This is a genomic window from Pantoea sp. JZ29 (assembly GCF_035190385.1).
Taxonomy (GTDB): domain Bacteria; phylum Pseudomonadota; class Gammaproteobacteria; order Enterobacterales; family Enterobacteriaceae; genus Pantoea; species Pantoea stewartii.
Genome location: NZ_CP045241.1, coordinates 2,916,117 through 2,941,360, shown reverse-complemented (window position 1 = coordinate 2,941,360; position 25,244 = coordinate 2,916,117). Strand labels below are relative to the sequence as shown.

General features: G+C 54.3%; 17 protein-coding genes and 1 pseudogene. 13 read left to right on the top strand and 5 right to left on the bottom strand.

Annotation, left to right across the window (positions count from 1 at the left end):
* Nucleotides 1-15 precede the first annotated feature (15 nt).
* The 5 genes and pseudogenes from msbA (at nt 16) to kdsB (ending at nt 5,013) form a co-directional block, all read left to right on the top strand.
* Nucleotides 16-1,764, top strand: coding sequence for a lipid A ABC transporter ATP-binding protein/permease MsbA (gene msbA / locus GC090_RS13690; protein WP_033737638.1), 1,749 nt, complete (start codon nt 16-18; stop codon nt 1,762-1,764).
* Nucleotides 1,761-2,761: pseudogene (gene lpxK / locus GC090_RS13685) on the top strand (tetraacyldisaccharide 4'-kinase). Before msbA ends, lpxK begins: the two are co-directional and overlap by 4 nt.
* Before the next feature lie 21 nt (nt 2,762-2,782).
* Nucleotides 2,783-4,000, top strand: coding sequence for a winged helix-turn-helix domain-containing protein (locus tag GC090_RS13680; RefSeq protein WP_324020098.1), 1,218 nt, complete (start codon nt 2,783-2,785; stop codon nt 3,998-4,000).
* An 84-nt stretch (nt 4,001-4,084) separates the two neighbouring features.
* Nucleotides 4,085-4,267, top strand: coding sequence for a Trm112 family protein (locus GC090_RS13675; RefSeq protein WP_006118631.1), 183 nt, complete (start codon nt 4,085-4,087; stop codon nt 4,265-4,267).
* Nucleotides 4,264-5,013, top strand: coding sequence for a 3-deoxy-manno-octulosonate cytidylyltransferase (kdsB, locus tag GC090_RS13670; RefSeq protein ID WP_324020096.1), 750 nt, complete (start codon nt 4,264-4,266; stop codon nt 5,011-5,013). Before GC090_RS13675 ends, kdsB begins: the two co-directional genes overlap by 4 nt.
* A gap of 99 nt (nt 5,014-5,112) precedes the next feature.
* On the opposite strand, the gene elyC is transcribed toward kdsB, so the two are convergent.
* Entirely contained in the window at nt 5,113-5,898 is a 786-nt protein-coding gene (gene elyC / locus GC090_RS13665) for an envelope biogenesis factor ElyC (RefSeq protein ID WP_006118633.1), read from the bottom strand.
* Nucleotides 5,899-6,023: 125 nt separating this feature from the next.
* Between elyC and cmoM the strand changes: the two genes are divergently transcribed.
* The 7 genes from cmoM to GC090_RS13630 all read left to right on the top strand — a co-directional run bounded on the left by cmoM (nt 6,024) and on the right by GC090_RS13630 (nt 16,692).
* Entirely contained in the window at nt 6,024-6,815 is a 792-nt protein-coding gene (gene cmoM / locus GC090_RS13660) for a tRNA uridine 5-oxyacetic acid(34) methyltransferase CmoM (RefSeq protein WP_033737633.1), read from the top strand.
* Nucleotides 6,812-8,134: a chromosome partition protein MukF gene (mukF, locus tag GC090_RS13655; protein ID WP_033737632.1), complete on the top strand. Its 1,323-nt coding sequence runs from the start codon at nt 6,812-6,814 to the stop codon at nt 8,132-8,134. The genes cmoM and mukF overlap by 4 nt, the downstream gene beginning before the upstream one ends.
* On the top strand, nt 8,115-8,840 hold the full coding sequence (gene mukE, locus GC090_RS13650; RefSeq protein WP_006118636.1) for a chromosome partition protein MukE: 726 nt from the start codon (nt 8,115-8,117) through the stop codon (nt 8,838-8,840). Before mukF ends, mukE begins: the two co-directional genes overlap by 20 nt.
* Nucleotides 8,837-13,303, top strand: a complete 4,467-nt coding sequence (mukB, locus tag GC090_RS13645) for a chromosome partition protein MukB (protein WP_205949989.1) — start codon at nt 8,837-8,839, stop codon at nt 13,301-13,303. The genes mukE and mukB overlap by 4 nt, the downstream gene beginning before the upstream one ends.
* A 169-nt stretch (nt 13,304-13,472) precedes the next feature.
* Nucleotides 13,473-15,287 carry a L,D-transpeptidase LdtD gene (ldtD, locus tag GC090_RS13640; protein ID WP_324020093.1) on the top strand — a complete coding sequence of 605 codons (1,815 nt, stop codon included), beginning with the start codon at nt 13,473-13,475 and terminating at the stop codon, nt 15,285-15,287.
* Nucleotides 15,288-15,474: 187 nt separating this feature from the next.
* The gene (locus GC090_RS13635) at nt 15,475-16,026 is read left to right on the top strand and encodes a peptidoglycan L,D-endopeptidase MepK (RefSeq protein WP_033737630.1); all 552 of its coding nucleotides are present in this window, start codon (nt 15,475-15,477) and stop codon (nt 16,024-16,026) included.
* 36 nt (nt 16,027-16,062) lie between these two features.
* Nucleotides 16,063-16,692 carry an MBL fold metallo-hydrolase gene (locus GC090_RS13630; protein WP_033737629.1) on the top strand — a complete coding sequence of 210 codons (630 nt, stop codon included), beginning with the start codon at nt 16,063-16,065 and terminating at the stop codon, nt 16,690-16,692.
* A gap of 42 nt (nt 16,693-16,734) precedes the next feature.
* Here the strand turns inward: GC090_RS13630 and GC090_RS13625 are convergent, their stop codons facing one another.
* The 4 genes from GC090_RS13625 to pncB form a co-directional block, all read right to left on the bottom strand.
* Nucleotides 16,735-17,925, bottom strand: a complete 1,191-nt coding sequence (locus GC090_RS13625; protein ID WP_033737628.1) for an amino acid aminotransferase — start codon at nt 17,923-17,925, stop codon at nt 16,735-16,737.
* A gap of 209 nt (nt 17,926-18,134) precedes the next feature.
* A complete protein-coding gene (locus tag GC090_RS13620; RefSeq protein ID WP_039341288.1) occupies nt 18,135-19,313 on the bottom strand; it encodes a porin in 1,179 nt (392 codons plus the stop codon).
* 300 nt (nt 19,314-19,613) lie between these two features.
* Nucleotides 19,614-21,014, bottom strand: coding sequence for an asparagine--tRNA ligase (asnS, locus tag GC090_RS13615; protein ID WP_039341285.1), 1,401 nt, complete (start codon nt 21,012-21,014; stop codon nt 19,614-19,616).
* Nucleotides 21,015-21,171: 157 nt separating this feature from the next.
* A complete protein-coding gene (gene pncB / locus GC090_RS13610) occupies nt 21,172-22,377 on the bottom strand; it encodes a nicotinate phosphoribosyltransferase (protein WP_039341282.1) in 1,206 nt (401 codons plus the stop codon).
* A 241-nt stretch (nt 22,378-22,618) separates the two neighbouring features.
* On the opposite strand from pncB, the gene pepN reads away from it, so the two are divergent.
* The gene (pepN, locus tag GC090_RS13605) at nt 22,619-25,234 is read left to right on the top strand and encodes an aminopeptidase N (protein ID WP_324020090.1); all 2,616 of its coding nucleotides are present in this window, start codon (nt 22,619-22,621) and stop codon (nt 25,232-25,234) included.
* Nucleotides 25,235-25,244 lie beyond the last annotated feature (10 nt).

Genomic DNA, 25,244 nt, shown 5'->3' with positions numbered 1-25,244 from the left:
CAACGTGAATAAATAATGCATCAAGATAAAGATCTCTCAACGTGGCAGACATTTCGTCGACTCTGGCCGATGATCGCACCCAACAAAGCTGGCTTAATTGTGGCGGCTACTGCCCTGATTATTAATGCCGCAGGCGATACGTTAATGCTCTCCCTGTTGAAGCCTTTGCTGGATGACGGCTTTGGTAAAGCGGACAGATCCGTGATGCTGTGGATGCCGTTGGCAGTCATCGGCTTGATGCTGGTTCGTGGCGTAAGCAGCTATATCTCCAGCTACTGCATCTCATGGGTGTCAGGCAATGTGGTGATGAATATGCGCCGTCGTCTGTTCAGCCATATGATGGGCATGCCGGTTGCGTTCTTCGATCAGCAATCCACGGGTACGTTACTCTCTCGCATCACCTATGATTCGGAACAGGTCGCCTCGTCGTCATCGGGGGCGCTGGTCACCGTGGTGCGTGAGGGCGCTTCGATAATTGGCCTGTTTATCATGATGTTTTATTACAGCTGGCAGCTGTCGTTGATTCTGATTGTTCTGGCTCCAATCGTATCCTTCGCGATTCGTACCGTATCAAAGCGCTTCCGCAACATCAGCAAATCGATGCAAAACACCATGGGACAGGTGACGACCAGTGCCGAGCAGATGCTGAAAGGGCACAAAGAAGTGCTGATTTTTGGTGGCCAGGACATTGAATCCGAGCGTTTTGCCAAGGTCAGTAACCGCATGCGTCAGCAGGGGATGAAGCTCGTTTCAGCCTCTTCAATCTCCGATCCGGTTATTCAGCTCATTGCTTCTCTGGCTCTGGCATTCGTTCTGTACGCCGCCAGTTTCCCCAGCGTGATGGATACGCTGACTGCGGGGACCATTACGGTGGTCTTCTCATCTATGATCGCTCTGATGCGCCCGCTGAAATCGCTGACAAACGTGAATGCGCAGTTTCAGCGTGGTATGGCGGCCTGTCAGACGCTGTTCTCCATTCTCGACAGTGAGCAGGAGAACGACACCGGTACGCGTGAAATCACGCGCGCAAAAGGTGATGTCGAATTCCGAGGTGTGACCTTCACCTATCCCGGCCGTGAAACACCTGCGTTGAAAAACATTAACCTGATGCTGCCTGCCGGAAAAACCGTTGCCTTAGTCGGGCGCTCCGGCTCAGGTAAATCGACTATCGCCAGTTTGCTGACGCGTTTTTATGATATTCAGCAGGGCGAGATTTTACTGGATGGTCATGACCTGCGTGAATACACCTTAGCGTCGTTGCGTAATCAGGTCGCACTTGTGTCGCAAAATGTGCATCTGTTCAACGATACCGTTGCCAATAACATTGCCTATGCGCGCAGTGAACAGTATAGCCGCGAGGAAATCGAAAAGGCGGCGACGATGGCACACGCGATGGACTTTATTAATAAAATGGACAAGGGGCTGGATACCGTCATCGGGGAAAATGGTGTGCTGCTATCAGGCGGTCAACGCCAGCGTATCGCCATCGCCCGCGCTCTGCTGCGTGACTGTCCTATCCTGATTCTCGATGAAGCCACCTCTGCGCTGGACACCGAGTCCGAGCGTGCTATCCAGTCTGCCCTGGATGAGCTGCAGAAAAACCGCACCTCACTGGTGATTGCGCATCGCCTTTCTACTATTGAAAAAGCGGATGAAATTGTGGTGGTGGAAGAGGGCAATATCATCGAACGCGGTACGCACGCCGACCTGCTGGCGGAAAAAGGTGCTTATGCTCAACTCCATAAAATGCAGTTCGGCCAATGATTGAGCGCATCTGGAGTGGTCGATCGCCATTATGGTTAGTCCTGTGGCCACTCAGTGTGCTTTATGGCGCCATTACGGCGCTGATCCGCCTCAGTTTCCGGCGTGGCTGGCGTAAAAGCTGGCGTGCGCCCTTGCCTGTTGTCGTGGTGGGGAATCTGACCGCGGGCGGGAATGGTAAAACACCCGTGGTCATCTGGCTGGTTGACGCCCTGCAGCAACGAGGATTACGGGTAGGTGTGATTTCCCGCGGCTACGGGGGAAAGCAGACCGCTATCCGCTGCTTGTCACTGCGGAAACCGCCACCGATCAGGCGGGTGACGAGCCGGTGCTGATTGCGCAGCGCACAGCTGCGCCCGTGGCAGTGGCACCGCGACGCCGTGAGGCGATCGAAGCCCTTCTGCAACATCATTCACTGGATCTCATCGTGACTGATGATGGCCTGCAACATTATGCGCTCCAGCGCGATCGGGAAATTGTGGTGGTGGATGGCGTGCGACGTTTTGGCAACGGCTGGTGGTTACCTGCCGGCCCCATGCGGGAACGGGCATCCCGCCTTAAGACGGTAGACGCGGTGATCGTTAACGGTGGTGAAGCGCAACAGGGTGAAATTGCCATGCAACTGCAGGCGGGGATGGCAACCCATCTGCTCAGCGGTGAACAACGACCGCTCAACACGTTGCACGATGTCGTCGCCATGGCCGGCATTGGTCATCCGCCGCGCTTTTTTCATACCTTAAAACAGCACGGTCTGACGCCCGTTGCGGAGATCGCCTTTGCCGATCATCATGCTTACAGCGAAGAGGAACTGTCGCGTCTGGTCACGCCCGGCCAAACGCTGTTGATGACGGAGAAAGATGCCGTTAAATGCCGCGCATTCGCGCAATCCTCATGGTGGTATCTTCCAGTCGATGCCCATCTGCAGGCTGAGGCAGCGACGCTACTGTTAGACGATATACAACGCCTGTGTGGCACGTATTCATCACGGGAGCCGCACTAATTCCCACTGAGAAGGAAGAGAATGGGCACGCATTCACTTTCACGACAGCAGGCACGTAATATTCAGCTCGCGGCGCAGGGGTTATTGCGTCCGGTGAAACGTCGGGCACGTTTTCAGGATATTTCAGCCTGCATTAGCCGCATGTCGCTGTTGCAAATCGACACCATCAATGTGGTGGCCCGCAGTCCGTATCTTGTCTTATTCAGTCGCTTAGGCGACTACCCGCCCGTCTGGCTGGACGAGTCGCTGGCGCAGGGGGAGATTTTCGAATACTGGGCGCATGAAGCCTGTTTTATTCCCCGCGCAGATTACCGGTTACTGCGGCACCGCATGCTGTCGCCGGAGCGCCTGGGCTGGAAATACAGTGCAGACTGGGCAACGGAACATCAGCAGGAAATCGCTGATCTACTTACCTATATACGCGACAACGGGCCCGTCAGATCGGCTGATTTCGCCAGTGGTAAAAATCATAAGTCAGGATGGTGGGCATGGAAACCCCACAAGCGGCATCTCGAAAACCTGTTCAGTTCAGGGGAGCTAATGGTGTCGGCGCGCCATAATTTTCAGCGCGTCTATGATTTACGCTCACGTGTCATGCCTGACTGGCAGGATGCGCTGCATGCTATCAGTGAGGATGACGCTGTCCGCCTGATGTTAGTGAACAGCGCACGCAGCCTGGGCATTTTTCGCCGTGAGTGGCTGGCAGACTATTACCGGCTAAAGCGCGCGCCCGTTAAAGACTTTGTCTTATGGGCACAGGCGGCCGGCGAAATCATGCCGGTTGAGGTCGACGGCATGGGAGAGATGTGGCTGCATCGGGACGCTCAGGCCGCATTAGCCACGCCGTTGATCGCAACACATACCACGCTGTTATCCCCTTTCGATCCGCTGGTATGGGACAGGAAACGTGCGCTTGCGTTGTTTGACTTTGACTACCGCATTGAATGTTACACGCCTGCGGCCAAACGTAAATATGGATATTTTGTCTTACCGGTGCTGCATCGGGGCCAACTCAAAGTCCGCCTGGATGCACGGATGGTGCGCTCAACAGCCTTGCTGGAAATTAACAACATCTGGCTGGAACCTGACGTCGCGGTAACCGTTTCCTTTCTCAATGACGTGCAACGTGCTATTGAACGCTTCGCCCGTTGGCAGGGGGCCGAAACGGTCTTGCTAAAGAATGCGCCTTCGGCGTTACTGACACACTGGCCAACGCGCTGGCAGCTTAACAATTCCTGAAGCAGCGCGGGTGTGATTTACCCGCTCTCATCAGCGCTGTGATATGCTTTAGTCCTTACGCTCTCGGTCCGAGATGGAGGACATATGGATCACCGTTTACTCGAAATCGTTGCCTGCCCGGTTTGTAATGGCAAATTGTACTTTAACAAAGAACAGCAAGAGCTGATCTGCAAGCCCGACGCGCTGGCTTTCCCTGTGCGTGACGGTATTCCGGTACTGCTGGAAAACGAAGCCCGTACGTTATCGGTTGAAGAGATCCATCCATGAGTTTTATTGCCATCATTCCTGCGCGTTATGCTTCCACCCGTTTACCGGGTAAACCCCTGGTTGATATTCATGGCAAGCCAATGGTGGTGCATGTGATGGAGCGCGCCCGGGAATCGGGTGCCAGCCGTGTGATTGTCGCGACCGATCATCCTGAGGTGACCCGCGCTGTCGAGGCTGCCGGTGGCGAGGTGTGTATGACACGCGCCGATCATCATTCCGGTACGGAACGCCTTGCAGAAGTGATTGAAAAATATCAGTTCGCGGATGACCAGATCATCGTCAATGTTCAGGGCGACGAACCCATGATCCCCGCTGATATCGTCCATCAGGTGGCGACCAATCTGGCTCAGGCTGACGCCGGCATGGCGACGCTGGCGGTGCCGATTACGGATGCGGAAGAGGCGTTCAATCCCAACGCCGTCAAGGTGGTCATGGATGCCAGAGGCTACGCGTTGTATTTTTCACGCGCGACGATTCCCTGGGATCGTGAACGTTATGCGCAGTCCCGGGAACAGATCGGTGACACGCTGCTGCGCCATATCGGCATTTATGCTTATCGTGCCGGGTTTATTCGTCGCTATATCAGCTGGGAACCCTGTCCGCTTGAGCAGATCGAACTGCTGGAGCAGTTGCGCGTGCTGTGGTATGGCGAAAAGATCCACGTTGCGGTGGCAAAAACGATTCCGGGCGTTGGCGTGGATACGCCAGAGGATCTCACCCGGGTCCGCGCCGCGATGCTTCGCTGACCTGTTCCGCTTCTTGTGAGATGACCGTCTGCGCACGCGGCTGAGGCGCCGGGTTCCGGTCCACTCAGCCTGCGCCATGACGGATGTGCGCCTTTGCGTCTATCCATCAGATCGTGCGGCAGAGGGTGAGGCGGATGAGAAGCGTTGCAATGCGCTCCCCAGCGTTTCGTAGATCGCGCGTTCGCTGTGACTCATCCACAGCGGGGAAGGATAAAAACGTTCCCACCAGTTAAGTGGCGAAGTAATCGCCAGCTGATTGGCGGGCGCTGCAATCGGCTTGAGGCCTGCCTGATTGAAAAACCGCATCGCGCGCGGCATATGATTAGCTGAGGTAACCAGCAGGAAAGGGTGGTGCCCGATGAGCGTGCTGACAGCCTGCGCCTCCTGTGCGGTATCTTTTGGCTGATCCAGCAGACGAATGTGCGATGAAGGTACGCCCAGGCTTTCGGCAACCTGTGCGGCGACCCAGGCATTACTTTTGGGATTTTGCCCTGCCGCAGCACCGGTAAAGACCAGGGTAGCATCCGGATGGCGCTGCCACTGACGCACACCTTCTGTCACGCGAGGCAAACTGTTGTTCAGCAGGTTCGAGCTGGGCGCCCAGGCCGGGTTATAGGTATAGCCGCCCCCTAACACCACGATGTAATCGACTTTTTCAGTCCCATTCCACGTCGGGTAATGCGATTCGACGGGCAACAGTAAGCGATCGGCGACCGGCTGTAGGCTTATCAGTAATAACATCAGCCAACTCACTGAGATAAAGATTTTACCGCTTTTCTGCCAGCGGCTGAACCAAAGCAGCAAAATGCCGACAGCCATTAAAAGAAGCAGAAAAGGCAGGGGCAGTAACAGGTTGCCAAATGCCTTTTTCAGCATAAAAAACATGTAAAATCCCTCTTGTTGTCCGAAAAAACAGCAGCCAGAGCAGAAGAAGGGCATGAAAGCTTCATTCTTACGGCACCTGTGACAAAATAGCATACGTTTTACCGCAGCATACCGGAGTCCATGCCATGCAGGATCGTAACTTTGACGATCTCGCGGATAAATTTTCGCAAAATATTTACGGCACCACCAAAGGCCGGGTGCGTCAGGCAATCGTCTGGGATGAGCTTGAAGCCTTGCTTCCCAGCCTGACGTCCTCGTCTCCCTCACTGAACGTGCTGGATGCGGGCGGTGGCATTGGGCAAATTTCAAGTGGACTGGCCGCGCGGGGCCATCAGATTCTGCTGTGCGACCTCTCAGGTGAAATGTTGCGCCGTGCCCAGGAAAATGCGGATGCGCTGGGTGTGAGCCATAACATGCAATTCAAACAAATTAGCGCGCAGCAGGTCGGTGAACATTTGGATAAGCCGGTGGATCTGGTATTGTTTCACGCTGTGCTTGAATGGGTCGCTGAACCGGAAACTGTGCTGAAAGCCCTGTTTGATACATTGCGGCCGGGAGGCGTGCTGTCATTGATGTTTTATAACCTGCATGGGTTAACATTACGCACCCTGACGCTGGGCAATTTTGGTTACCTTCGTACCAACTTAACCAAGCGTAAGAAGCGCACGCTGTCACCGGACTATCCGCGCGATCCTGACGATGTGTCACGCTGGTTACAGGCCTGCGGTTTCCAGATTGAACAGCGTGCCGGGATTCGGGTGTTCAGCGACTATATGAAGCCGCCTAAAGGCGAGCCAAAAAGCGACGACGAAATCATTGAGATGGAGCGGCGTTTTTGCCGTCAGGAACCCTTTTTAAGCTTAGGGCGTTACATCCACGTGACCGCGCGCAAACCCGGGCAGAAGGACGAATTATGAGTGAATTTTCCCAGACGGTACCGGAGCTGGTATCCTGGGCGCGCAAGAACGATTTCTCCCTTGCGCTGCCCGTTGAACGTCTGGCTTTTTTGCTGGCCATCGCCACGCTGAATGGCGAGCGCATGGACGGAGAAATGAGTGAAGGTGACCTGGTCGATGCGTTTCGTCATGTCAGCAAAGCGTTTGAACAAACCAGCGAAACCGTACTGGTGCGGGCCAACAACGCCATCAATGATATGGTACGTCAGCGCCTGTTGAACCGTTTCACCAGTGAATTAACTGAAGGCAATGCAATTTATCGTCTGACGCCGCTGGCCATCGGCATCACGGATTACTATATCCGCCAGCGCGAGTTCTCCACGCTGCGGCTTTCCATGCAGCTTTCCATCGTTGCCGCTGAACTTAAGCGTGCCGCCGACGCGGCGCAGGAGAATGGCGATGAATTTCACTGGCATCGTAACGTATTCGCGCCGCTGAAATACTCCGTAGCCGAAATCTTCGACAGCATTGATATGACGCAACGCCTGATGGATGAGCAGCAGCAGGCGGTGAAAGCGGATATTGCGGAGCTACTGAATAAAGACTGGCGCGCCGCGATTTCAAGCTGTGAAATGTTACTGTCGGAAACTTCCGGTACGCTGCGTGAATTGCAGGATACGCTGGAAGCGGCCGGTGACAAACTCCAGGAAAATCTGCTGCGTATTCAGGATGCGACGCTGGACAGCCCGGATTTGGGCTTCGTCGATAAACTGGTGTTCGATCTGCAAAGTAAACTCGACCGCATCACCAGTTGGGGACAGCAGGCCATTGACCTGTGGATTGGTTATGACCGCCACGTACATAAATTTATCCGCACCGCTATCGACATGGACAAAAACCGTGTTTTTGCCCAGCGCCTGCGCGTATCCGTACAGAACTATTTTGACTCACCCTGGGCGCTGACTTATGCCAATGCCGAACGTCTTTACGATATGCGTGACGATGAGCTGACGCTGCGTAATGACGAAGTGATGGGCGAATTACCTGCTGAACTGGAGTTCGAAGAATTTAATGAAATTCGCGAGCAGCTGGCGGCCATGATCGAAGAAGCCTTAACGATTTATAAAACGCAGCAAAAACCGCTTAACCTCGCCGCCGTCATGCGCGACTATCTGGCCCAGTACCCGCGCGCGCGTCACTTCGACCTTGCGCGCATTGTCGTGGACCAGGCGGTGCGATTAGGTGTAGCGGAAGCCGATTTAGCCGGTTTGCCTGTGGAATGGCAAGCCATTAATGATTACGGAGCCAAGGTGCAGGCACATGTCATCGACAAATATTGAACAAGTGATGCCGGTTAAGCTGGCACAGGCACTGGCAAATCCGATTTTTCCGGCGCTGGACAGCCAGTTACGTGCCGGTCGCCATATTGGCATTGAAGAGCTGGATAACCACGCTTTTCTGATGGATTACCAGCAGTATCTGGAAGAGTTTTACACGCGCTACAACGTTGAGCTGATTCGTGCTCCAGAGGGCTTTTTCTATCTGCGTCCACGCTCAACCACGCTCATTCCCCGTTCCGTGCTTTCCGAACTGGACATGATGGTCGGGAAAATCCTCTGCTATCTGTATCTCAGCCCGGAACGCCTGGCGAATGAAGGCATTTTCACGCAACAGGAACTCTATGATGAACTGCTGTCCCTGGCGGACGAAAGCAAGCTGCTGAAGCTGGTTAACCAGCGTTCAACCGGGTCGGATCTCGATCGGGCTAAGTTACAGGAAAAAATGCGTGCGTCCTTAAGCCGCCTGCGCCGTCTGGGCATGGTGTGGTTTTTTGGCAACGACAGCAGCAAGTTTCGTATTACCGAGTCTGTCTTCCGCTTCGGTGCCGATGTCCGTAGCGGTGATGATGCGCGTGAAGCGCAACTGCGCCTGATCCGCGATGGAGAAGCGATGTTGCTGGACAACACGACGGCAGCCACAGAGGCTGATGACAGTGAAGAGAATGACAGCGATGCGGGTGATATCGCGGAGGAAGAGCAGGCATGATTGAACGCGGCAAATTTCGTTCGCTAACCCTGATCAACTGGAACGGGTTTTTTGCCCGAACCTTTGATCTGGATGAACTGGTCACCACGCTGTCGGGCGGAAACGGGGCAGGTAAGTCCACCACAATGGCGGCCTTTGTCACGGCGCTGATTCCTGACTTAACCCTGCTGCATTTCCGTAACACCACCGAAGCGGGCGCAACCTCAGGCTCACGCGATAAAGGCCTGCACGGTAAACTGCGGGCAGGCGTCTGCTACGCGATGCTGGACGTAGTGAACTCACGCCATCAACGTGTGGTGGTCGGGGTCCGGTTACAGCAGGTGGCAGGACGTGACAAAAAGGTTGATATCAAGCCCTTTAGTATCCATGGCCTGCCCACGGATACGCTGCCCACGGACATGCTCACGGAAATTCTGAACAGCCGTCAGGCGCGCGTGTTACCGCTTAACGAGGTCAAAGAACGCGTCGAGGCGCTGGAAGGTGTCCAGTATCGGCAGTACAGCTCGGTAACGGACTATCACGCGATGATGTTTGATCTGGGGATTGTGCCGCGTCGTCTGCGTACCGCCAGTGACCGCAGTAAGTTTTATCGCCTGATTGAAGCCTCTCTGTACGGCGGTATCTCCAGCGCCATCACCCGTTCTCTGCGCGATTATCTGTTGCCTGAAAACAGTGGCGTGCGTAAAGCGTTCCAGGACATGGAAGCTGCGCTGCGCGAAAACCGTATGACGCTGGAAGCGATCCGCGTAACCCAGTCTGATCGCGATCTGTTTAAGCACCTGATTTCTGAAGCCACCAGCTATGTATCGGCCGACTATATGCGTCATGCCAACGAACGACGCATCCACCTGGATAGCGCACTACAGCTGCGCAATGAACTGTTCACCAGCCGCAAGCAGCTGGCGTCGGAGCAGTATCGCCACGTGGAAATGGCACGAGAGCTGGCTGAACACAGCGGGGCAGAGAACGATCTTGAAATTGATTATCAGGCGGCCAGCGATCACCTGAATCTGGTGCAGACGGCAATGCGCCAGCAGGAAAAAATTACCCGTTATGACAGTGATATCGAGGATCTGACACTTCGCCTGGAAGAACAGAGTGAAGTCGTGGCCGAAGCGCGTGAAATCCAGGAAGAAAATGAAGCCCGTGCTGAAGCGGCCGAACTGGAAGTGGATGAGCTGAAAAGTCAGCTGGCCGATTTTCAGCAGGCGCTGGACGTGCAGCAAACCCGTGCCATTCAGTATCAGCAGGCGTTACAGGCTCTGGAACGTGCGCGTTCGCTGTGTGAATTGCCTGAGCTGAACATTGACAACGCGGCGGAATGGCAGGCCAGCTTCCAGGCCAAAGAAGAAGAAGCAACCGGGCAGTTGTTGCGCCTGGAGCAGAAACTGAGTGTGGCCGAAGCGGCGCACAGTCAGTTTGAACAGGCCTTATCGCTGGTGACCAGCATTGCCGGTGAGGTCAGCCGTAAAGAGGCCTGGCAAGTCGGGCGCGATCTCCTGCGTGATGCCAGCAATCAGCGTCACCACGCCGATCAGCTTGCTTCACTGCGCCTGCGTCTGAGCGAACTTGAACAGCGCCTGCGCGAGCAGCAGGAGGCAGAACGTCTGCTGGCGGAATTCTGCAAGCGTCAGGGGCAGCAATATGAGCCTGATGCGCTGGAAGGATTGCAGCGTGAACTGGAAGCCCAAATCGAGCAGCTGAACAGCAGCGTTGCCGATGCGGGCGAACAGCGTATGTTGATGCGTCAGGAGCTGGAACAGCTCCGTCAGCGCATCGCGACGTTGACCGCGCGTGCGCCGCACTGGCTGGCTGCGCAAGAAATCCTGACGCAGCTCAGCGAGCAAACCGGTCAGGCGCTGGCCAGCAGCCAGGACGTTACGGAATACATGCAGCAGCTGCTGGAGCGGGAACGTGAAACCACCGTTGAACGTGATGAAGTGGCCGCAAGGAAACGTGAAATTGAGCAGCAGATTGAGCGCTTGAGCCAGCCGGGCGGTGCGGAAGATCCGCGACTGAACCAGCTGGCCGAACGCTTTGGCGGTGTGCTGCTGTCTGAGATTTATGACGATGTCACGCTCGACGATGCGCCTTACTTCTCCGCCCTGTACGGCCCGTCACGTCACGCCATTGTGGTGCCCGATCTTTCGCTGGTGCGTGAGCAACTGGATGGCCTGGAAGAGTGCCCGGAAGATCTCTATTTGATCGAGGGCGATCCGCAATCCTTTGATGACAGCGTGTTCAGCGTCGACGAGTTACAAAATGCCGTCGTGGTCAAGGTGGCCGAGCGCCAGTGGCGCTATTCCCGCTTCCCTAAAATCCCGCTTTTCGGCCGGGCGGCACGCGAAAACCAGCTGGAGTTGCTCAATAACGAACGCGATCGTCTGGCGGAACGGTATGCCACCCTGTCGTTTGACGTTCAAAAGACGCAGCGGCTTCATCAGTCATTCAGCCGTTTTATCGGTAGCCATCTGGCGGTCGCCTTTGATGACGATCCCGAAGCGCAGATTCGTCAGCTCGGCGCCCGTCGGGGTGAGCTGGAACGTGCGCTCAACCAGCATGAAAGCAACAATCAGCAGCAACGTCAGCAGTTTGACCTGGCCAAAGAGGGCGTTGCGCAGCTTAACCGCCTGTTGCCGCGCGTGAATCTGTTACTGGACGACACGCTGGCAGACCGTTGTGAAGAGATCCGTGAGCAGGTGGAAGACGCGCAGGAAGCCGCACGCTTCCTCCATCAGCATGGGGCGAAGCTGGCCAAACTTGAACCGATGCTGGCGGTGCTGCAGAGCGATCCGGAACAGCACGACCAGTTGCAGGCAGATTACCAGCATGCACAGCAGCAGCAGCAGCGCGCGCGTCAGCAGGCTTTTGCGCTGACCGAGGTGGTACAGCGTCGCGCCCACTTCAGCTATGACGACTCGGCCAGTATGCTCGGTGGCAACACCGATCTGAGTGATAAGCTGCGCCAGCGTCTGGAGCAGGCGGAAGCGGAGCGCAGCCGCTGCCGTGAGCGCCTGCGTGCCCATCAGTCGCAGCTGACCCAGTATTCTCAGGTGCTGGCATCGCTGAAAAGCGCTTATGACGCCAAACGCGACATGCTGAAAGAGTTGCAGCAGGAGATGCAGGATATCGGTGTGCAGGCCGATGCCAGCGCGGAAGAACGCGCCCGTATCCGCCGTGACGAGCTGTATACCGCGCTCAGTCACAATCGTGCCCGCCGTAACCAGCTGGAGAAACAGCTCACCTTCTGCGAAGCCGAAATGGACAATCTGCAGAAGAAACTGCGCCAGCTTGAGCGCAACTATCATCAGATCCGCGAACAGGTGGTCAGTGCCAAAGCAGGCTGGTGCATGGTGCTGCGTCTGGTGAAGGACAATGGCGTGGAGCGGCGTCTGCATCGTCGGGAACTGGCTTACCTGAGCGCAGATGAGCTGCGTTCAATGTCGGATAAGGCACTCGGTGCACTGCGCCTGGCGGTGGCGGATAACGAACACCTGCGCGATGTGCTGCGCCTGTCGGAAGATCCCAAACGGCCAGAGCGTAAAATTCAGTTCTTTATCGCCGTGTATCAGCATCTGCGCGAACGTATCCGTCAGGACATTATCCGCACCGACGATCCGGTTGAAGCCATCGAACAGATGGAAATCGAGCTGAACCGTCTGACGGAAGAGCTGACCGCCCGCGAGCAAACGCTGGCCATCAGTTCACGCAGCGTGGCGAACATTATTCGCAAAACGATTCAGCGTGAACAGAACCGTATTCGCCAGCTGAACCAGGGGTTACAGACCGTCAGCTTTGGACAGGTACGCAGCGTGCGGCTCAACGTGAACGTGCGGGAAACACACGCGATGCTGCTCGATACCTTGTCCGAAGAGCATGAACAGCATCAGGATCTGTTTAACAGCAACCGACTGACCTTCTCGGAAGCGCTGGCAAAACTGTATCAACGCCTCAATCCACAGATTGATATGGGACAGCGCACGCCACAGACAATTGGTGAAGAACTGCTGGATTACCGTAACTACCTGGAGATGGAAGTCGAGGTGAATCGTGGCTCCGATGGCTGGCTGCGTGCAGAAAGTGGTGCGCTCTCTACCGGTGAAGCGATTGGTACCGGTATGTCGATCCTGGTCATGGTCGTGCAGAGCTGGGAAGAGGAATCACGCCGTCTGCGTGGGAAAGATATCTCACCCTGCCGCTTGCTGTTCCTGGATGAAGCCGCCCGTCTGGATGCGCGTTCAATCGCCACGCTGTTTGAACTCTGTGAGCGCCTGGAGATGCAACTGGTCATCGCTGCACCTGAGAACATCAGTCCTGAGAAGGGCACGACCTACAAACTGATGCGTAAAGTGTTTAACAACACCGAACACGTTCATGTCGTGGGATTACGGGGTTTCGCCGCCGATCCGCTGCCTGCCAAACGCGGCAGTGAAGCCGATTCGGCCAGTGAAACGACGACATAATATTCGTGCGGCAAGGATAGTCAAAAACAGCGCCATTGGTTAATCTGGTAACGGCATTTGTCGCAGGAGGCAAATGCCGTTTTTGTTTGTATACTCAGTCATATGAGTAACAGCCCGATTGCAGCTTTTTCCTCTCAGGCTGCGCGGTAGATTAATGAAGGGGGCAGGGATGTTACTGAATAAAGGCTTAACAATTCATCAGGTTAGTTCATGGCTGGTGCTGGCACTTGCCCTGAGTCCGTGCGTGCCGTCCCAGGCGGCTATCATCGCGGCCATGCCCGGTGTCCATTCGACCCAGGCCACCACCTCTGTTTCTGCCAGTCAGCAAAAAATTCGCCAGGCGTTTGCCAGTGACAGTCAGCCTTTTTACGGTGCTTCACTGGCCGCCCTGTATGCCGCACGAAATATGCAACCGATCTGGCAGGATCATGACGCCGTGCAGAAGTTTCAGCAGCAGCTGGCTGAGGTAGCGTTATCCGGCGTCCAGCCACAATTTACCCGGTGGGTGGAGCGTCTGACCGATCCATCCATTACCGGATTCGCCCGCGATGTGACACTGTCCGATGCTATGCTGGGTTATCTGCAGTTTGTCTCATCGGTTCCCGCACAGGGGGAAACGTGGCTCTACAGTACGGTGCCCTATAAGTTGGCGGTGCCGTCGGTGTCCGTCATTAATGCCTGGCAGAACGCCGTGAATGCGGGGCGGGCAGCGGCCTTTGTGAATTCGCTGGAACCGCAACATCCGCAGTATCCCTTAATGCACAAAGCGTTAATAAACCTGCTTAACGATAAACAGCCGTGGCCGCAAATCAAAAATCGCGACACGGTAAGGCCCGGTCAGGTCAGTGATGATGTACCGGCACTGCGGGAAATCCTGCGGCGCAGCGGTATGTTAAGTGCACAGACGACGGCACCTGCACCGAATGACGATGCGGTTCCTACTGCGCCAGTTACGGTCAGCCACAGTGAACCCGTCGCGGTCAGTCCGTCTGCCGTTGCCGTAAACGCTATTCCGCCGCCACCGCCAGGCGCGCCGGACAACGTACAAGTGGCACCTACGGCGACAAGTGGCGTCAATGTCTATGACGATAATCTGGTTGCAGCGGTAAAACGCTTTCAACAGTGGCAGGGGCTGGACGCGGATGGAGCCATTGGTCCGCGTACACGTGAATGGCTGAATGTGTCACCTCAGCAACGTGCCGCCCTGCTGGCGCTGAACATTCAACGCCTGCGTTTGCTGCCGGATGATATGCACAACGGCATTATGGTCAACATTCCCAATTACTCGTTGAATTATTACAACAACGGCACCAGGGTGCTGACATCGCGGGTGATTGTGGGCCGACCAGACCGTAAAACGCCACTGATGCGCAGCGCGCTCAACAACGTGGTGCTGAATCCGCCCTGGAATGTGCCTACCACGCTGGTGCGCCAGGACATCATTCCAAAAGTGAAACAGGACCCGACGTACCTGTATAAGAATGGATATACCCTGCTGTCGGGCTGGAGTGCGGATGCGGAGGTGATCGATCCCACCATGATCGACTGGAGCATGGTGTCTGCCTCGTCGTTCCCGTACCGAATTCGTCAGGCGCCGGGGCAGACCAATTCACTGGGCCGTTTCAAATTTAATATGCCCAGTTCAGATGCTATCTATTTGCACGACACGCCCAATCATAATCTGTTCCAGCGTGATATTCGCGCACTCAGCTCGGGCTGCGTGCGGGTCAACAAAGCGTCAGAACTGGCGGGCATTCTGCTGCAGGATGTAGGCTGGAATGATGCCCGTATCTCAGGGACGTTAAAACAGGGTGATACGCGCTATGTGCCTATTCGCCATCGGATACCGGTTAACCTGTATTATTTAACCGCCTGGGTCGCGGATGATGGTAAAACGCAGTTTCGTACAGATATTTACAATTATGATAATACTGCCCGTTCCGGGAGTCTGGTGCTGAGTCGCGCGCAGCAGTTGCTCCTCTAACGGTTGATTTTTAACCGTAAGTGCGCATTGCGCGCGGGAAGATGACCTGAGAAAGGCGGTGTCTCCGATGAGGCCCCGCCTTCCAAACTTGCCAGACATGGGTTGACGTGCTACCGCGAGAAAGTTATGTTTCCGCCAGTGCGTTTTTTGCACGTGTCATTGGCTCTGTTCTCAGGTAAAACGCTTCATGTCTACAATTGATTCTGTCCGTCGCAAACTGTTGTTTTGCGGAAGTGCCGCTGCGGGACTGGCTTTGTTGCCGACGTCAGCGATGGCTTCACTCTCTACGTCACGACCGCGCGTCTTAACGCTGAATAACCTTCACACGGGTGAAACCCTCAAAACAGAATTCTTCAACGGTAAAAGTTACGACAAGAGCGAGTTATCGCGTCTTAATCATTTTTTCCGTGACTACCGCGCCAATAAAATCAAAAGTATCGATCCCCACCTTTTCGATCAGCTCTACCGCCTCCAGGCGCTGCTGGAAACGCGTAAGCCCGTTCAGCTGATCTCGGGCTACCGTACTCTGGCCACCAATAATATGCTGCGCGAATCTGGTCCTGGTGTCGCAAAACACAGCTACCACACCAAAGGTCAGGCGATGGATTTCCATATTGAGGGGATTAGTCTGGCGAATGTCCGGAAAGCCGCGTTAAAAATGCGGGCGGGTGGTGTAGGATATTACCCCAGCAGCAACTTTGTACATATTGATACCGGTCCGGTCAGGCACTGGTCGTAACGTCGGCAACGCTGCGGGTGCCGACCATGGAGCGTTATGAATTATCACATTATCCCCGTTACCGCCTTCGCGCAGAACTGTTCGGTTATCTGGTGCGACACCACACGTGAATCTGCGATTGTGGATCCGGGTGGTGACGCCGATACAATCAGGCAAACGCTGGAACAGCTTGATTTAACGCCTGGCCAGATCCTGCTGACGCATGGTCATCTTGATCATGTCGGGGCCGCGGCGGAACTGGCGGCCTGCTGGAACATACCACTGGTAGGCCCGCACAAACAGGATGCGTTCTGGCTTGAGGCATTGCCCACGCAGAGCCAGATGTTTGGACTTGAGTACTGCGCGCCGCTTACGCCCGATCGCTGGCTGGAAGAGGGGGACACTGTTCAGGTTGGTCAGGTTAATCTTGAGGTTCTGCACTGTCCCGGTCATACGCCAGGCCATATCGTGTTTTTTGACCGACAGGGGCGTTTACTGGTTTCCGGTGATGTGATCTTTAACGGTGGTGTAGGACGCACCGACTTTCCGCAGGGTAACCATCAGCATCTGATTGATGCCATCAAAAACAAAGTGTTGCCGCTGGGAGATGATGTGACGTTTTTGCCCGGTCACGGTCCGCTATCCACTTTAGGTCGTGAACGTCTGACGAATCCTTTTCTGCAATAAAAAATGGGCCAGTCAGGCCCATTTTTTTTCATAAGGACAGGATTACAGCACGGCGACAATCGCTTCACACAGGGCAGACATATTATCGGGCGTCATCCCGGCCACGTTCACCCGGCCTGAGTTCACCGCATATACGCCAAACTCTTCACGCAGACGAATGACCTGATCTTTGGTCAGCCCGCTGAACGAGAACATACCGTTCTGCTTAATGATAAAGCTGAAATCCTGCTGCGCCCCTTTTTCCGCCAGCGTATTCACAAACAGCTGACGCATGCGCTGGATACGCTGACGCATATCGGACAACTCCTGCTGCCAGATGGTACGGAGCGCGTCATTTCCCAGGATGGTTGCCACCACTGCCGCACCGTGTGACGGTGGGTTAGAGTAGTTCGCGCGAATCGTGTACTTCACCTGACTGAAGGCAGTATCGGCCGTGGCTGCATCGCTCGCCACCAGCGTAATCGCACCCACGCGTTCATTATACAGACCAAAGTTTTTGGAATAGGAACTGGCCACAATCAGCTCCTGATGGCTGGCCGCAAACAGGCGCAGACCTGCTGCATCTTCTTCCAGCCCACGGGCAAAGCCCTGATAGGCGAAGTCAAACAGCGGCAACCAGCCATTGGCTTTGGAAAGCGCAGCCAGCTGTTGCCACTGCTCTGCTGTCGGATCGATACCGGTTGGGTTATGGCAGCAGCCGTGGAACAGCACCACATCACCGGCTTTAACCTCTTTCAGCGAGGCCAGCATGCTGTCAAAGTCCAGCGTATGGTTGACCGCATCATAATACGAGTATTCACACACCTCGAGACCCGCGGCGTTAAACACGTTTTTATGGTTCGGCCAGCTCGGGTTACTGACCCATACGCGCTTCACCGACGTCTGCGTGGCCAGAAAATCCGCAGCGACACGCAGTGCACCTGTCCCGCCTGGCGTCTGCGCGGAACGTACGCGGCCCGCCGAAATCAGGGCGTTGCCTTTACCAAATAACAATTCCTGAGTGCAGTGTGCGAAATCCGGCAGACCGTCAATGCTCAGGTAATTTTTGCTGGTCTCGTTTTCCAGCAGATATTGCTCTGCTTTTTTAACGCTGGTGAGCACCGGGGTTTTCCCGGTTTCATCTTTATAAACGCCAATACCGAGATTAATTTTATTCGGGCGGTCATCGGCACGAAACAGATCGGCCAGGCCAAGGATAGGATCGGCAGGTGCAGCAGAGATCGATTCAAACATGAGTCGGGTCCAGTAGCGTGAACTTTAGCAAATGAAGCATCAGGTTAACGTCAGCACGACGAAATGCCAACCGTTTGCGATAAAATTCATTGTCCGGTCGGCAGAATTACCGGTACTTATAGGGAGAAGGGGGCCACGTAGCGGCTGCGCTGAATAAAGGCAATAAAAAACGGAGCCGAAGCTCCGTTTTTTGTAATGCATCAACAAACTTAGAACTGGTAAACCACACCCAGGCCGACTACGTCGTCGTTAGGAATGCCCAGTGGGTTGTTTTTGTCCAGCTGGTTGATTTTATAATCAACGTAGGTGGCCATGTTTTTGTTGAAGTAGTAGGTTGCGCCCACATCGAAGTATTTGTACAGGTCAGCATCGCCGATATTTTCGATGTCTTTCGCTTTAGACTGGACATAGGCCAGAGACGGACGCAGACCAAAATCGAACTGATATTGTGCTACCAGTTCAATGATCTGCGCTTTGTTAGCGTAGCCAGCGAATGATGCGTTGGTGAAAGTCTGACCATTGTTTGCAATAAAGTTGCCAGTAGAAGAAGATGAAATTGGTGCGGCATTGCGCATTTCACCATACATGGCAGCTAAGTAGATGTTGTTAGCATCATACTTCAGAGCAGTTGCCCAGCTTTCGGCATGCTTACCGGCACCCTGACCTGTTACGTCAGTAGTGGTAGTGGTGCTGCCATTGTTAGAATAAGTTGTCTGTCCACCAGCAGCCTGAGAATTAGTACGATCGCTGCTGCTATAGGCACCTACAATGCCTACGCCGATTGGCGAGGTGTAAGATGTTGACACACCCCAGCCATCGCCATTCGCTCTGCGATCACTACGGTTTGAGTTCTCATTTTTGCCCTGATACTGAAGCGCAAAGTTCCAGCCATCCACCAGACCAAAGAAATTGGTGTTGCGGTAGGTCAGCAGACCACCACTACGGCCATTCATAAAGTTATCAGAGTTACCTGAGTCACCACCGAAGACTGGCAGCATATCGGTCCAGCCGATTGCATCATAAACCACACCGTAGTTACGGCCGTAGTCGATTGAGCCGGCATCGCCGAATTTCAGACCCGCAAAGCCCAGACGGGTTTTGTTACCGCTCTGCGCGTCAGAACCTTCAGAGTTATTACCCTGGATGTTGTATTCCCACTGACCGTAACCAGTCATCTGGTCATTGATCTTGGTTTCGCCTTTGAAGCCGAAGCGAATATAAGTCTGATCGCCGTCATCACCTGAGTTATCAGAGAACTGGTGACGTGCATCCACTTTACCGTACAGGTCCAGCTTATTGCCGTCTTTGTTATAAACTTCTGCTGCATTGGCTGCGCCAGCGGCGAGCAGAGCAGGGATAACCACTGCCAGAATGTTGCGCTTCATCATTATTTATTACCCTCATTGGAGTTATTTGGACACCTGCCACTGCCGTCAAGAAATCTTTACATGAACCTTGAAAGAAGTTTGGTGTCTCCTGTGTCTGCACGCATCTTTCCATCCCCCATCGGGTAATTCTACTGCGAAAATGCTACAAAAGTCGTAATCTTGTTTCAAATATAAAAAATGTATTTCTAAATGTAAAAATAACGTAACTTTGTGAGTCATATCAAAATTTACAAAAATAAAAAAAGGCCGGCGAAGCCGACCTCTTTATATATATGAATTTCTTATATTAAATGCTGAAAATCAGAAGCTCGCATTACGTGGCGTGCGTGGGAACGGGATAACATCTCTTACATTTTGTACGCCTGTGACATAGGCGATTAAACGTTCGAAACCTAATCCGAATCCGGAATGGGGAACAGTGCCATAGCGACGCAGATCACGATACCACCAGTAATCCTCTTTTTTCAGCCCCATCTCTTCCAGACGCGCATCCAGTACGTCCAGACGCTCTTCACGCTGTGAACCGCCGATAATCTCACCAATGCCAGGCGCTAACACATCCATCGCGGCCACGGTTTTACCGTCTTCGTTAAGGCGCATGTAGAACGCTTTGATGTCTTTCGGGTAGTTTTTCACAACGACAGGCGCTTTGAAGTGTTTCTCCGCCAGGTAACGCTCATGCTCAGAAGACAAATCAATGCCCCAGGAGACAGGGTTCTCAAACGTCTGTCCGCAGTTCATCAGAATCTCGACGGCATCGGTATAGTCGACCTGCGCAAAGTCTGTGGTGACGAAGCGCTCCAGACGAGCGATGGCGTCGTTATCAACGCGCTCGGCAAAGAACGCCATGTCGTCTGCACGTTCTTCCAGGACGGCTTTAAACACATACTTCAGCATGGCTTCCGCCAGATCGGCCGCATCATCCAGGGAGGCGAAGGCTATTTCCGGCTCCAGCATCCAGAATTCGGCGAGATGACGGCTGGTGTTGGAGTTTTCGGCCCGGAAGGTGGGGCCAAAGGTATAAATTTTTGACAGCGCACTGGCGTAGGTTTCGCCGTTGAGCTGGCCGGATACCGTCAGGAAAGCTTCCTTACCAAAGAAGTCTTCTGAAAAGTCGACTTTGCCCTGATCGTCACGCGGCAGGTTTTCCAGATCCAGCGTTGATACGCGGAACATTTCACCCGCACCTTCGGTATCGGAAGCGGTAATCAGCGGCGTAGAAACCCAGAAATAGCCGTTCTCATGGAAGAAACGGTGCAGCGCCTGCGCCAGCGTGTGACGAACACGGGCTACGGCACCAATCAGGTTCGTGCGTGGACGCAGGTGGGCCACTTCACGCAAATACTCAATGCTGTGACGTTTGGCCGCCATAGGATAGCTGTCGGGATCTTCCACCCAGCCTACCACCTCCAGCTTTGTCGCCTGGATTTCAAACGCCTGCCCCTGGCCCGGAGATGCCACAACGGTACCCGTGACAATGACGGAGCAGCCGGTAGTCAGGCGCAGCACTTCGTCCTGGTAATTATTCAGAGAATTATTGACGACGGCCTGAACGGGATTAAAGCAGGAGCCGTCATACACGGCGATAAAGGACAGACCGGCTTTTGAATCTCTTCGGGTACGTACCCAACCACGTACGGTGACTTCACTGTCAACCGCGACGCGACCGTGCAGTACATCCGCTACAGGCACTACGCTCATAAATATCTCTCTATATAGAAGAAGTGTGTGAATGAATTCCCCAGACTGGGGTGTTGCTATGTTACTTGCGAGTCAACAGGAAACAAGCAAAATTCAGGGGGAAGGGCAGATTTATTGCCAGGAAAGCGGGGCGCAGAGCGCCCCAGTCACATAGCGCTTAGCTGGCTTTTTTTACCAGTGGCAGGTCAAAGGCTTTTCTCAAGGCTCTGACGAAGGCTTTATCCTGACAAATGGTTTTGCCCGGACTGTCTGACAGCTTGGCAACCGGCTTCCCGTTACACTGCACCAGCTTAATGACAATATTGAGTGGCGTCACGCCGGGAATATCGCAGGTCAGTCGGGTGCCAATGCCAAACACCACGTGAGTACGCTGACCAAAGTGGCGATAGAGCGCCAGCGCTTTATCCAGATTCAGGTTGTCGGAGAACACCAGGGTTTTACTCTGTGGATCTATGCCCAGTTGCTGATAATGCGCCAGGGCTTTTTCACCCCATTCAACCGGGTCGCCCGAATCATGGCGTAAACCCTGGTAACGGCGGGCGAAGACCGGGCCGAAGTCGCGCAGGAAGGCGTCCATAGCGATGCAGTCCGTTAACGCAATACCCAGTTTGTCATCATATTCATCCAGCCAGGCCTGTAACGCGGCCCGCTGGCTGTTCGCCAGCACCGGACTGATTTGCTGAAAAGCCTGAAACCATTCGTGCGCCTGCGTGCCGACAGGTGTCAGTTCAAGACGGCGGGCCAGATCATAGTTGCTGGTGCCCATCAGCCAGGGAAAGTCCTGCTTCAGCGTACTGACAATGGCTTCCTGCACCGACCGGGAATAGCGGCGACGGGTACCAAAATCCATCAACCGAAAACGTGACATATCGGTATCCGCAATTTGCGTTTTAAACGTCGCCAGTTTCTGGTGCAGAAAGTCCACGGCCTGCTGACTGCCGGTGTGTGGTGTACGATGGCGATGCACCACTTCGCTGATCAAGGCCAACAGGGGAACTTCCCACATGATGACCTCACGCCAGGGCCCCTGAATTCGGATGGCCAGCTTGCCGTTGTGATTTTGCACGTCGACCTGCTGGGGGTCATAGCGAAAATTGCGCAGCCAGTTAAGGTAGTCGTCAGCAAAGAAGGGGAGGTCAGATAACCAGGCATATTCGGCGTCGGTCAGCGCCAGCGTCTGCATGGCACTGATCGCTGCACGGATTTCGTCAGCATAAAAACCCAGTAACTCATCGCTGCGGCAGCGAAACTCCGCCGCTACCGTAACATCATAGTAGCGGTGGAAGACGGCTTGCTGCATATGAAGCTTATACGCGTCAGTATCCAGCAGCGAAGTCAGTATCGGGGAAGCATGTCCTGTCATGGCGCGTTTCGGCATCCTGTTCGGTGGCGCAGAGCCCGGTGTATTAAACGTCACAAAGACGCAAAAGTATAAATCACTAACAGACGGCGATCACAGCATATTTCAGGATAGCGAGTCGAGGCCGAATTGTGTCATTGTTAAGAAAGTGTAGCCATTTTGCCCACGACATGCATTACGCATGGCAAGCTTAACGCATCAGGCTTAGACTTTGACGGGTAAACTATTCATTGCGAGACGAAATATGACGCAGCAGCCAAAAATAAAATATCGCCACGATTACCGGGCTCCCGATTATACCATCACCGATATTGATTTAACCTTTGAACTGGATGAGTCGACCACGCGCGTCACGGCCATCAGTCAGGTTAAACGCCAGGGTGATAACGGGGCTGAATTGCGTCTGGACGGTGAAGATCTGACCCTGATCTCGCTGGAAGTTAATGGCCAGGTCTGGACGGCTTATAAAGAGGAAGAAGGCGCACTGGTACTCAGCCAGTTGCCAGACAGTTTCACGCTGAAAATCGTGAATGACATTCATCCTGACCGCAACAGCGCGCTTGAAGGATTGTACAAGTCAGGTGAGGCACTTTGTACGCAATGTGAAGCCGAAGGCTTCCGTCATATTACCTGGTATCTGGATCGGCCGGATGTGCTGGCGCGTTTCACGACCACCATCATTGCCGATGGCAACCGCTATCCTTTCCTGTTGTCGAACGGCAACCGTATCGACAGTGGTCATGACGAGCAGGGACGTCACTGGGTTAAATGGCAGGATCCGTTCCCGAAGCCCTGCTATCTGTTTGCGCTGGTGGCAGGTGATTTTGACGTGCTGCGCGACAGCTTTACCACGCGTTCGGGGCGTGATGTCGCACTGGAGATCTTTGTTGACAGAGGCAATCTGGACCGCGCCGACTGGGCAATGACCTCGCTGAAAAACAGCATGAAGTGGGATGAAGAGCGCTTTGGCCTGGAGTATGACCTCGACATCTTTATGATTGTCGCGGTGGACTTCTTTAATATGGGCGCGATGGAGAATAAAGGGCTTAACATCTTTAACTCCAAATATGTGCTGGCAAAAGCCGAAACCGCAACCGATAAAGATTACCTGGGGATTGAGGCCGTTATAGGCCATGAATATTTCCACAACTGGACCGGCAACCGCGTCACCTGTCGTGACTGGTTCCAGTTGAGCCTCAAAGAGGGCCTGACCGTCTTCCGCGATCAGGAGTTCAGTTCAGACCTGGGATCGCGCGCCGTTAATCGTATCGATAATGTCCGTATCATGCGCGGCGCGCAGTTTGCTGAGGATGCCAGTCCGATGGCGCACCCGATCCGCCCGGATCAGGTGATCGAAATGAATAATTTCTACACCTTAACCGTGTATGAAAAAGGATCGGAAGTGATCCGCATGATGCATACCTTGCTGGGAGAGGAGAACTTTCAGAAAGGGATGCAACTGTACTTCAAACGGCATGACGGCAGCGCCGCCACCTGCGATGATTTTGTTCAGGCGATGGAAGACGCGTCTGGCGTTGATCTGTCTCAGTTCCGCCGCTGGTACAGCCAGTCAGGTACACCAACCGTCACGGTACGCGACGACTACAATCCGGAACTGGAGCAGTACACGTTGCACGTTACGCAACACACGCCACCGACAGCCGATCAGAAAGAAAAACTGCCGCTACACATCCCGCTGGATATCGAACTGTATGACGGCCAGGGCAAGGTGATTCCGTTGCAGCGCGATGGCCATCCTGTGCATCACGTCCTGAACGTGACGGAAGAGTTCCAGACGTTTACGTTTGATAACGTCTATTTCCAGCCGGTGCCATCACTGCTGCGTGAATTCTCCGCACCTGTGAAACTTGATTATAAGTGGAGCGATGCCCAGCTCACCTTCCTGATGCGCCATGCCAGTAACGATTTTTCCCGCTGGGATGCGGCGCAAAGTCTGCTGGCAACCTATTTACGTCTCAATGTTGCGCGTCATCAGCAGGGGCAGCATTTGTCACTGCCGCTGCACGTTGCCGATGCTTTCCGCACCGTGTTGCTTGACGCAGACAGCGACCCGGCATTGACGGCGCTGATTTTGACGTTGCCGAGTGAGAACGAAATTGCCGAGCTGTTTGAGATTATCGATCCGCAGGCCATTGCGCTGGTGCGCGAAGCGTTGGTCCGTACGCTGGCGCGTGAACTGGCGGATGAATTCTTTGCCGTGTATAACGCCAATCAGCAGGCGGACTATCACGTTGATCATGCGGAAACAGGCAAACGGTCACTGAAAAACATCTGCCTGTATTATCTGGCGTTTGGTGACATGGATCTGGCCGATAAACTGGTTCAGGCACAGTATCAGCGCGCGAATAATATGACCGATTCCCTGGCGGCACTCTCGGCCGCCGTGGCGGCGCAGTTGCCGTGCCGTGACGCCTTACTGGCTGACTATGACGATCGCTGGCATCGCGATGGCCTGGTGATGGACAAATGGTTTATGTTGCAGGCCACCAGCCCGGCGCAGAATGCGTTACTTAACGTGCGCCGGTTGCTGTCGCACCGTTCGTTCAGCATGGGGAACCCCAACCGTATTCGTTCATTGATCGGTGCCTTCGCATCGGGGAACCCCTCGGCCTTCCATGCCGAAGATGGCAGCGGCTATCGCTTCCTGGTCGAGATGTTGACGGATTTAAATACCCGAAATCCGCAGGTTGCGTCGCGCATGATTGAGCCATTGATTCGTCTGAAACGTTACGATACTCGCCGTCAGGCGCTGATGCGCCAGGCGCTGGAGCAGCTACAGGGTCTGGAGAAACTGTCGGGCGATCTGTACGAGAAAATTACCAAGGCGCTTAACGCCTGATAAAAAACGG

Coding starts and splice junctions, on each gene's coding strand:
- GC090_RS13675 (WP_006118631.1), top strand. CDS start 4,085: ATGGATCACCGTTTACTCGAAATCGTTGCCTGCCCGGTTTGTAATGGC.
- ldtD (WP_324020093.1), top strand. CDS start 13,473: ATGTTACTGAATAAAGGCTTAACAATTCATCAGGTTAGTTCATGGCTG.
- kdsB (WP_324020096.1), top strand. CDS start 4,264: ATGAGTTTTATTGCCATCATTCCTGCGCGTTATGCTTCCACCCGTTTA.
- mukB (WP_205949989.1), top strand. CDS start 8,837: ATGATTGAACGCGGCAAATTTCGTTCGCTAACCCTGATCAACTGGAAC.
- GC090_RS13620 (WP_039341288.1), bottom strand. CDS start 19,313: ATGATGAAGCGCAACATTCTGGCAGTGGTTATCCCTGCTCTGCTCGCC.
- GC090_RS13630 (WP_033737629.1), top strand. CDS start 16,063: ATGAATTATCACATTATCCCCGTTACCGCCTTCGCGCAGAACTGTTCG.
- asnS (WP_039341285.1), bottom strand. CDS start 21,014: ATGAGCGTAGTGCCTGTAGCGGATGTACTGCACGGTCGCGTCGCGGTT.
- GC090_RS13680 (WP_324020098.1), top strand. CDS start 2,783: ATGGGCACGCATTCACTTTCACGACAGCAGGCACGTAATATTCAGCTC.
- mukE (WP_006118636.1), top strand. CDS start 8,115: ATGTCATCGACAAATATTGAACAAGTGATGCCGGTTAAGCTGGCACAG.
- pepN (WP_324020090.1), top strand. CDS start 22,619: ATGACGCAGCAGCCAAAAATAAAATATCGCCACGATTACCGGGCTCCC.
- elyC (WP_006118633.1), bottom strand. CDS start 5,898: ATGTTTTTTATGCTGAAAAAGGCATTTGGCAACCTGTTACTGCCCCTG.
- GC090_RS13625 (WP_033737628.1), bottom strand. CDS start 17,925: ATGTTTGAATCGATCTCTGCTGCACCTGCCGATCCTATCCTTGGCCTG.
- msbA (WP_033737638.1), top strand. CDS start 16: ATGCATCAAGATAAAGATCTCTCAACGTGGCAGACATTTCGTCGACTC.
- cmoM (WP_033737633.1), top strand. CDS start 6,024: ATGCAGGATCGTAACTTTGACGATCTCGCGGATAAATTTTCGCAAAAT.
- pncB (WP_039341282.1), bottom strand. CDS start 22,377: ATGACAGGACATGCTTCCCCGATACTGACTTCGCTGCTGGATACTGAC.
- mukF (WP_033737632.1), top strand. CDS start 6,812: ATGAGTGAATTTTCCCAGACGGTACCGGAGCTGGTATCCTGGGCGCGC.
- GC090_RS13635 (WP_033737630.1), top strand. CDS start 15,475: ATGTCTACAATTGATTCTGTCCGTCGCAAACTGTTGTTTTGCGGAAGT.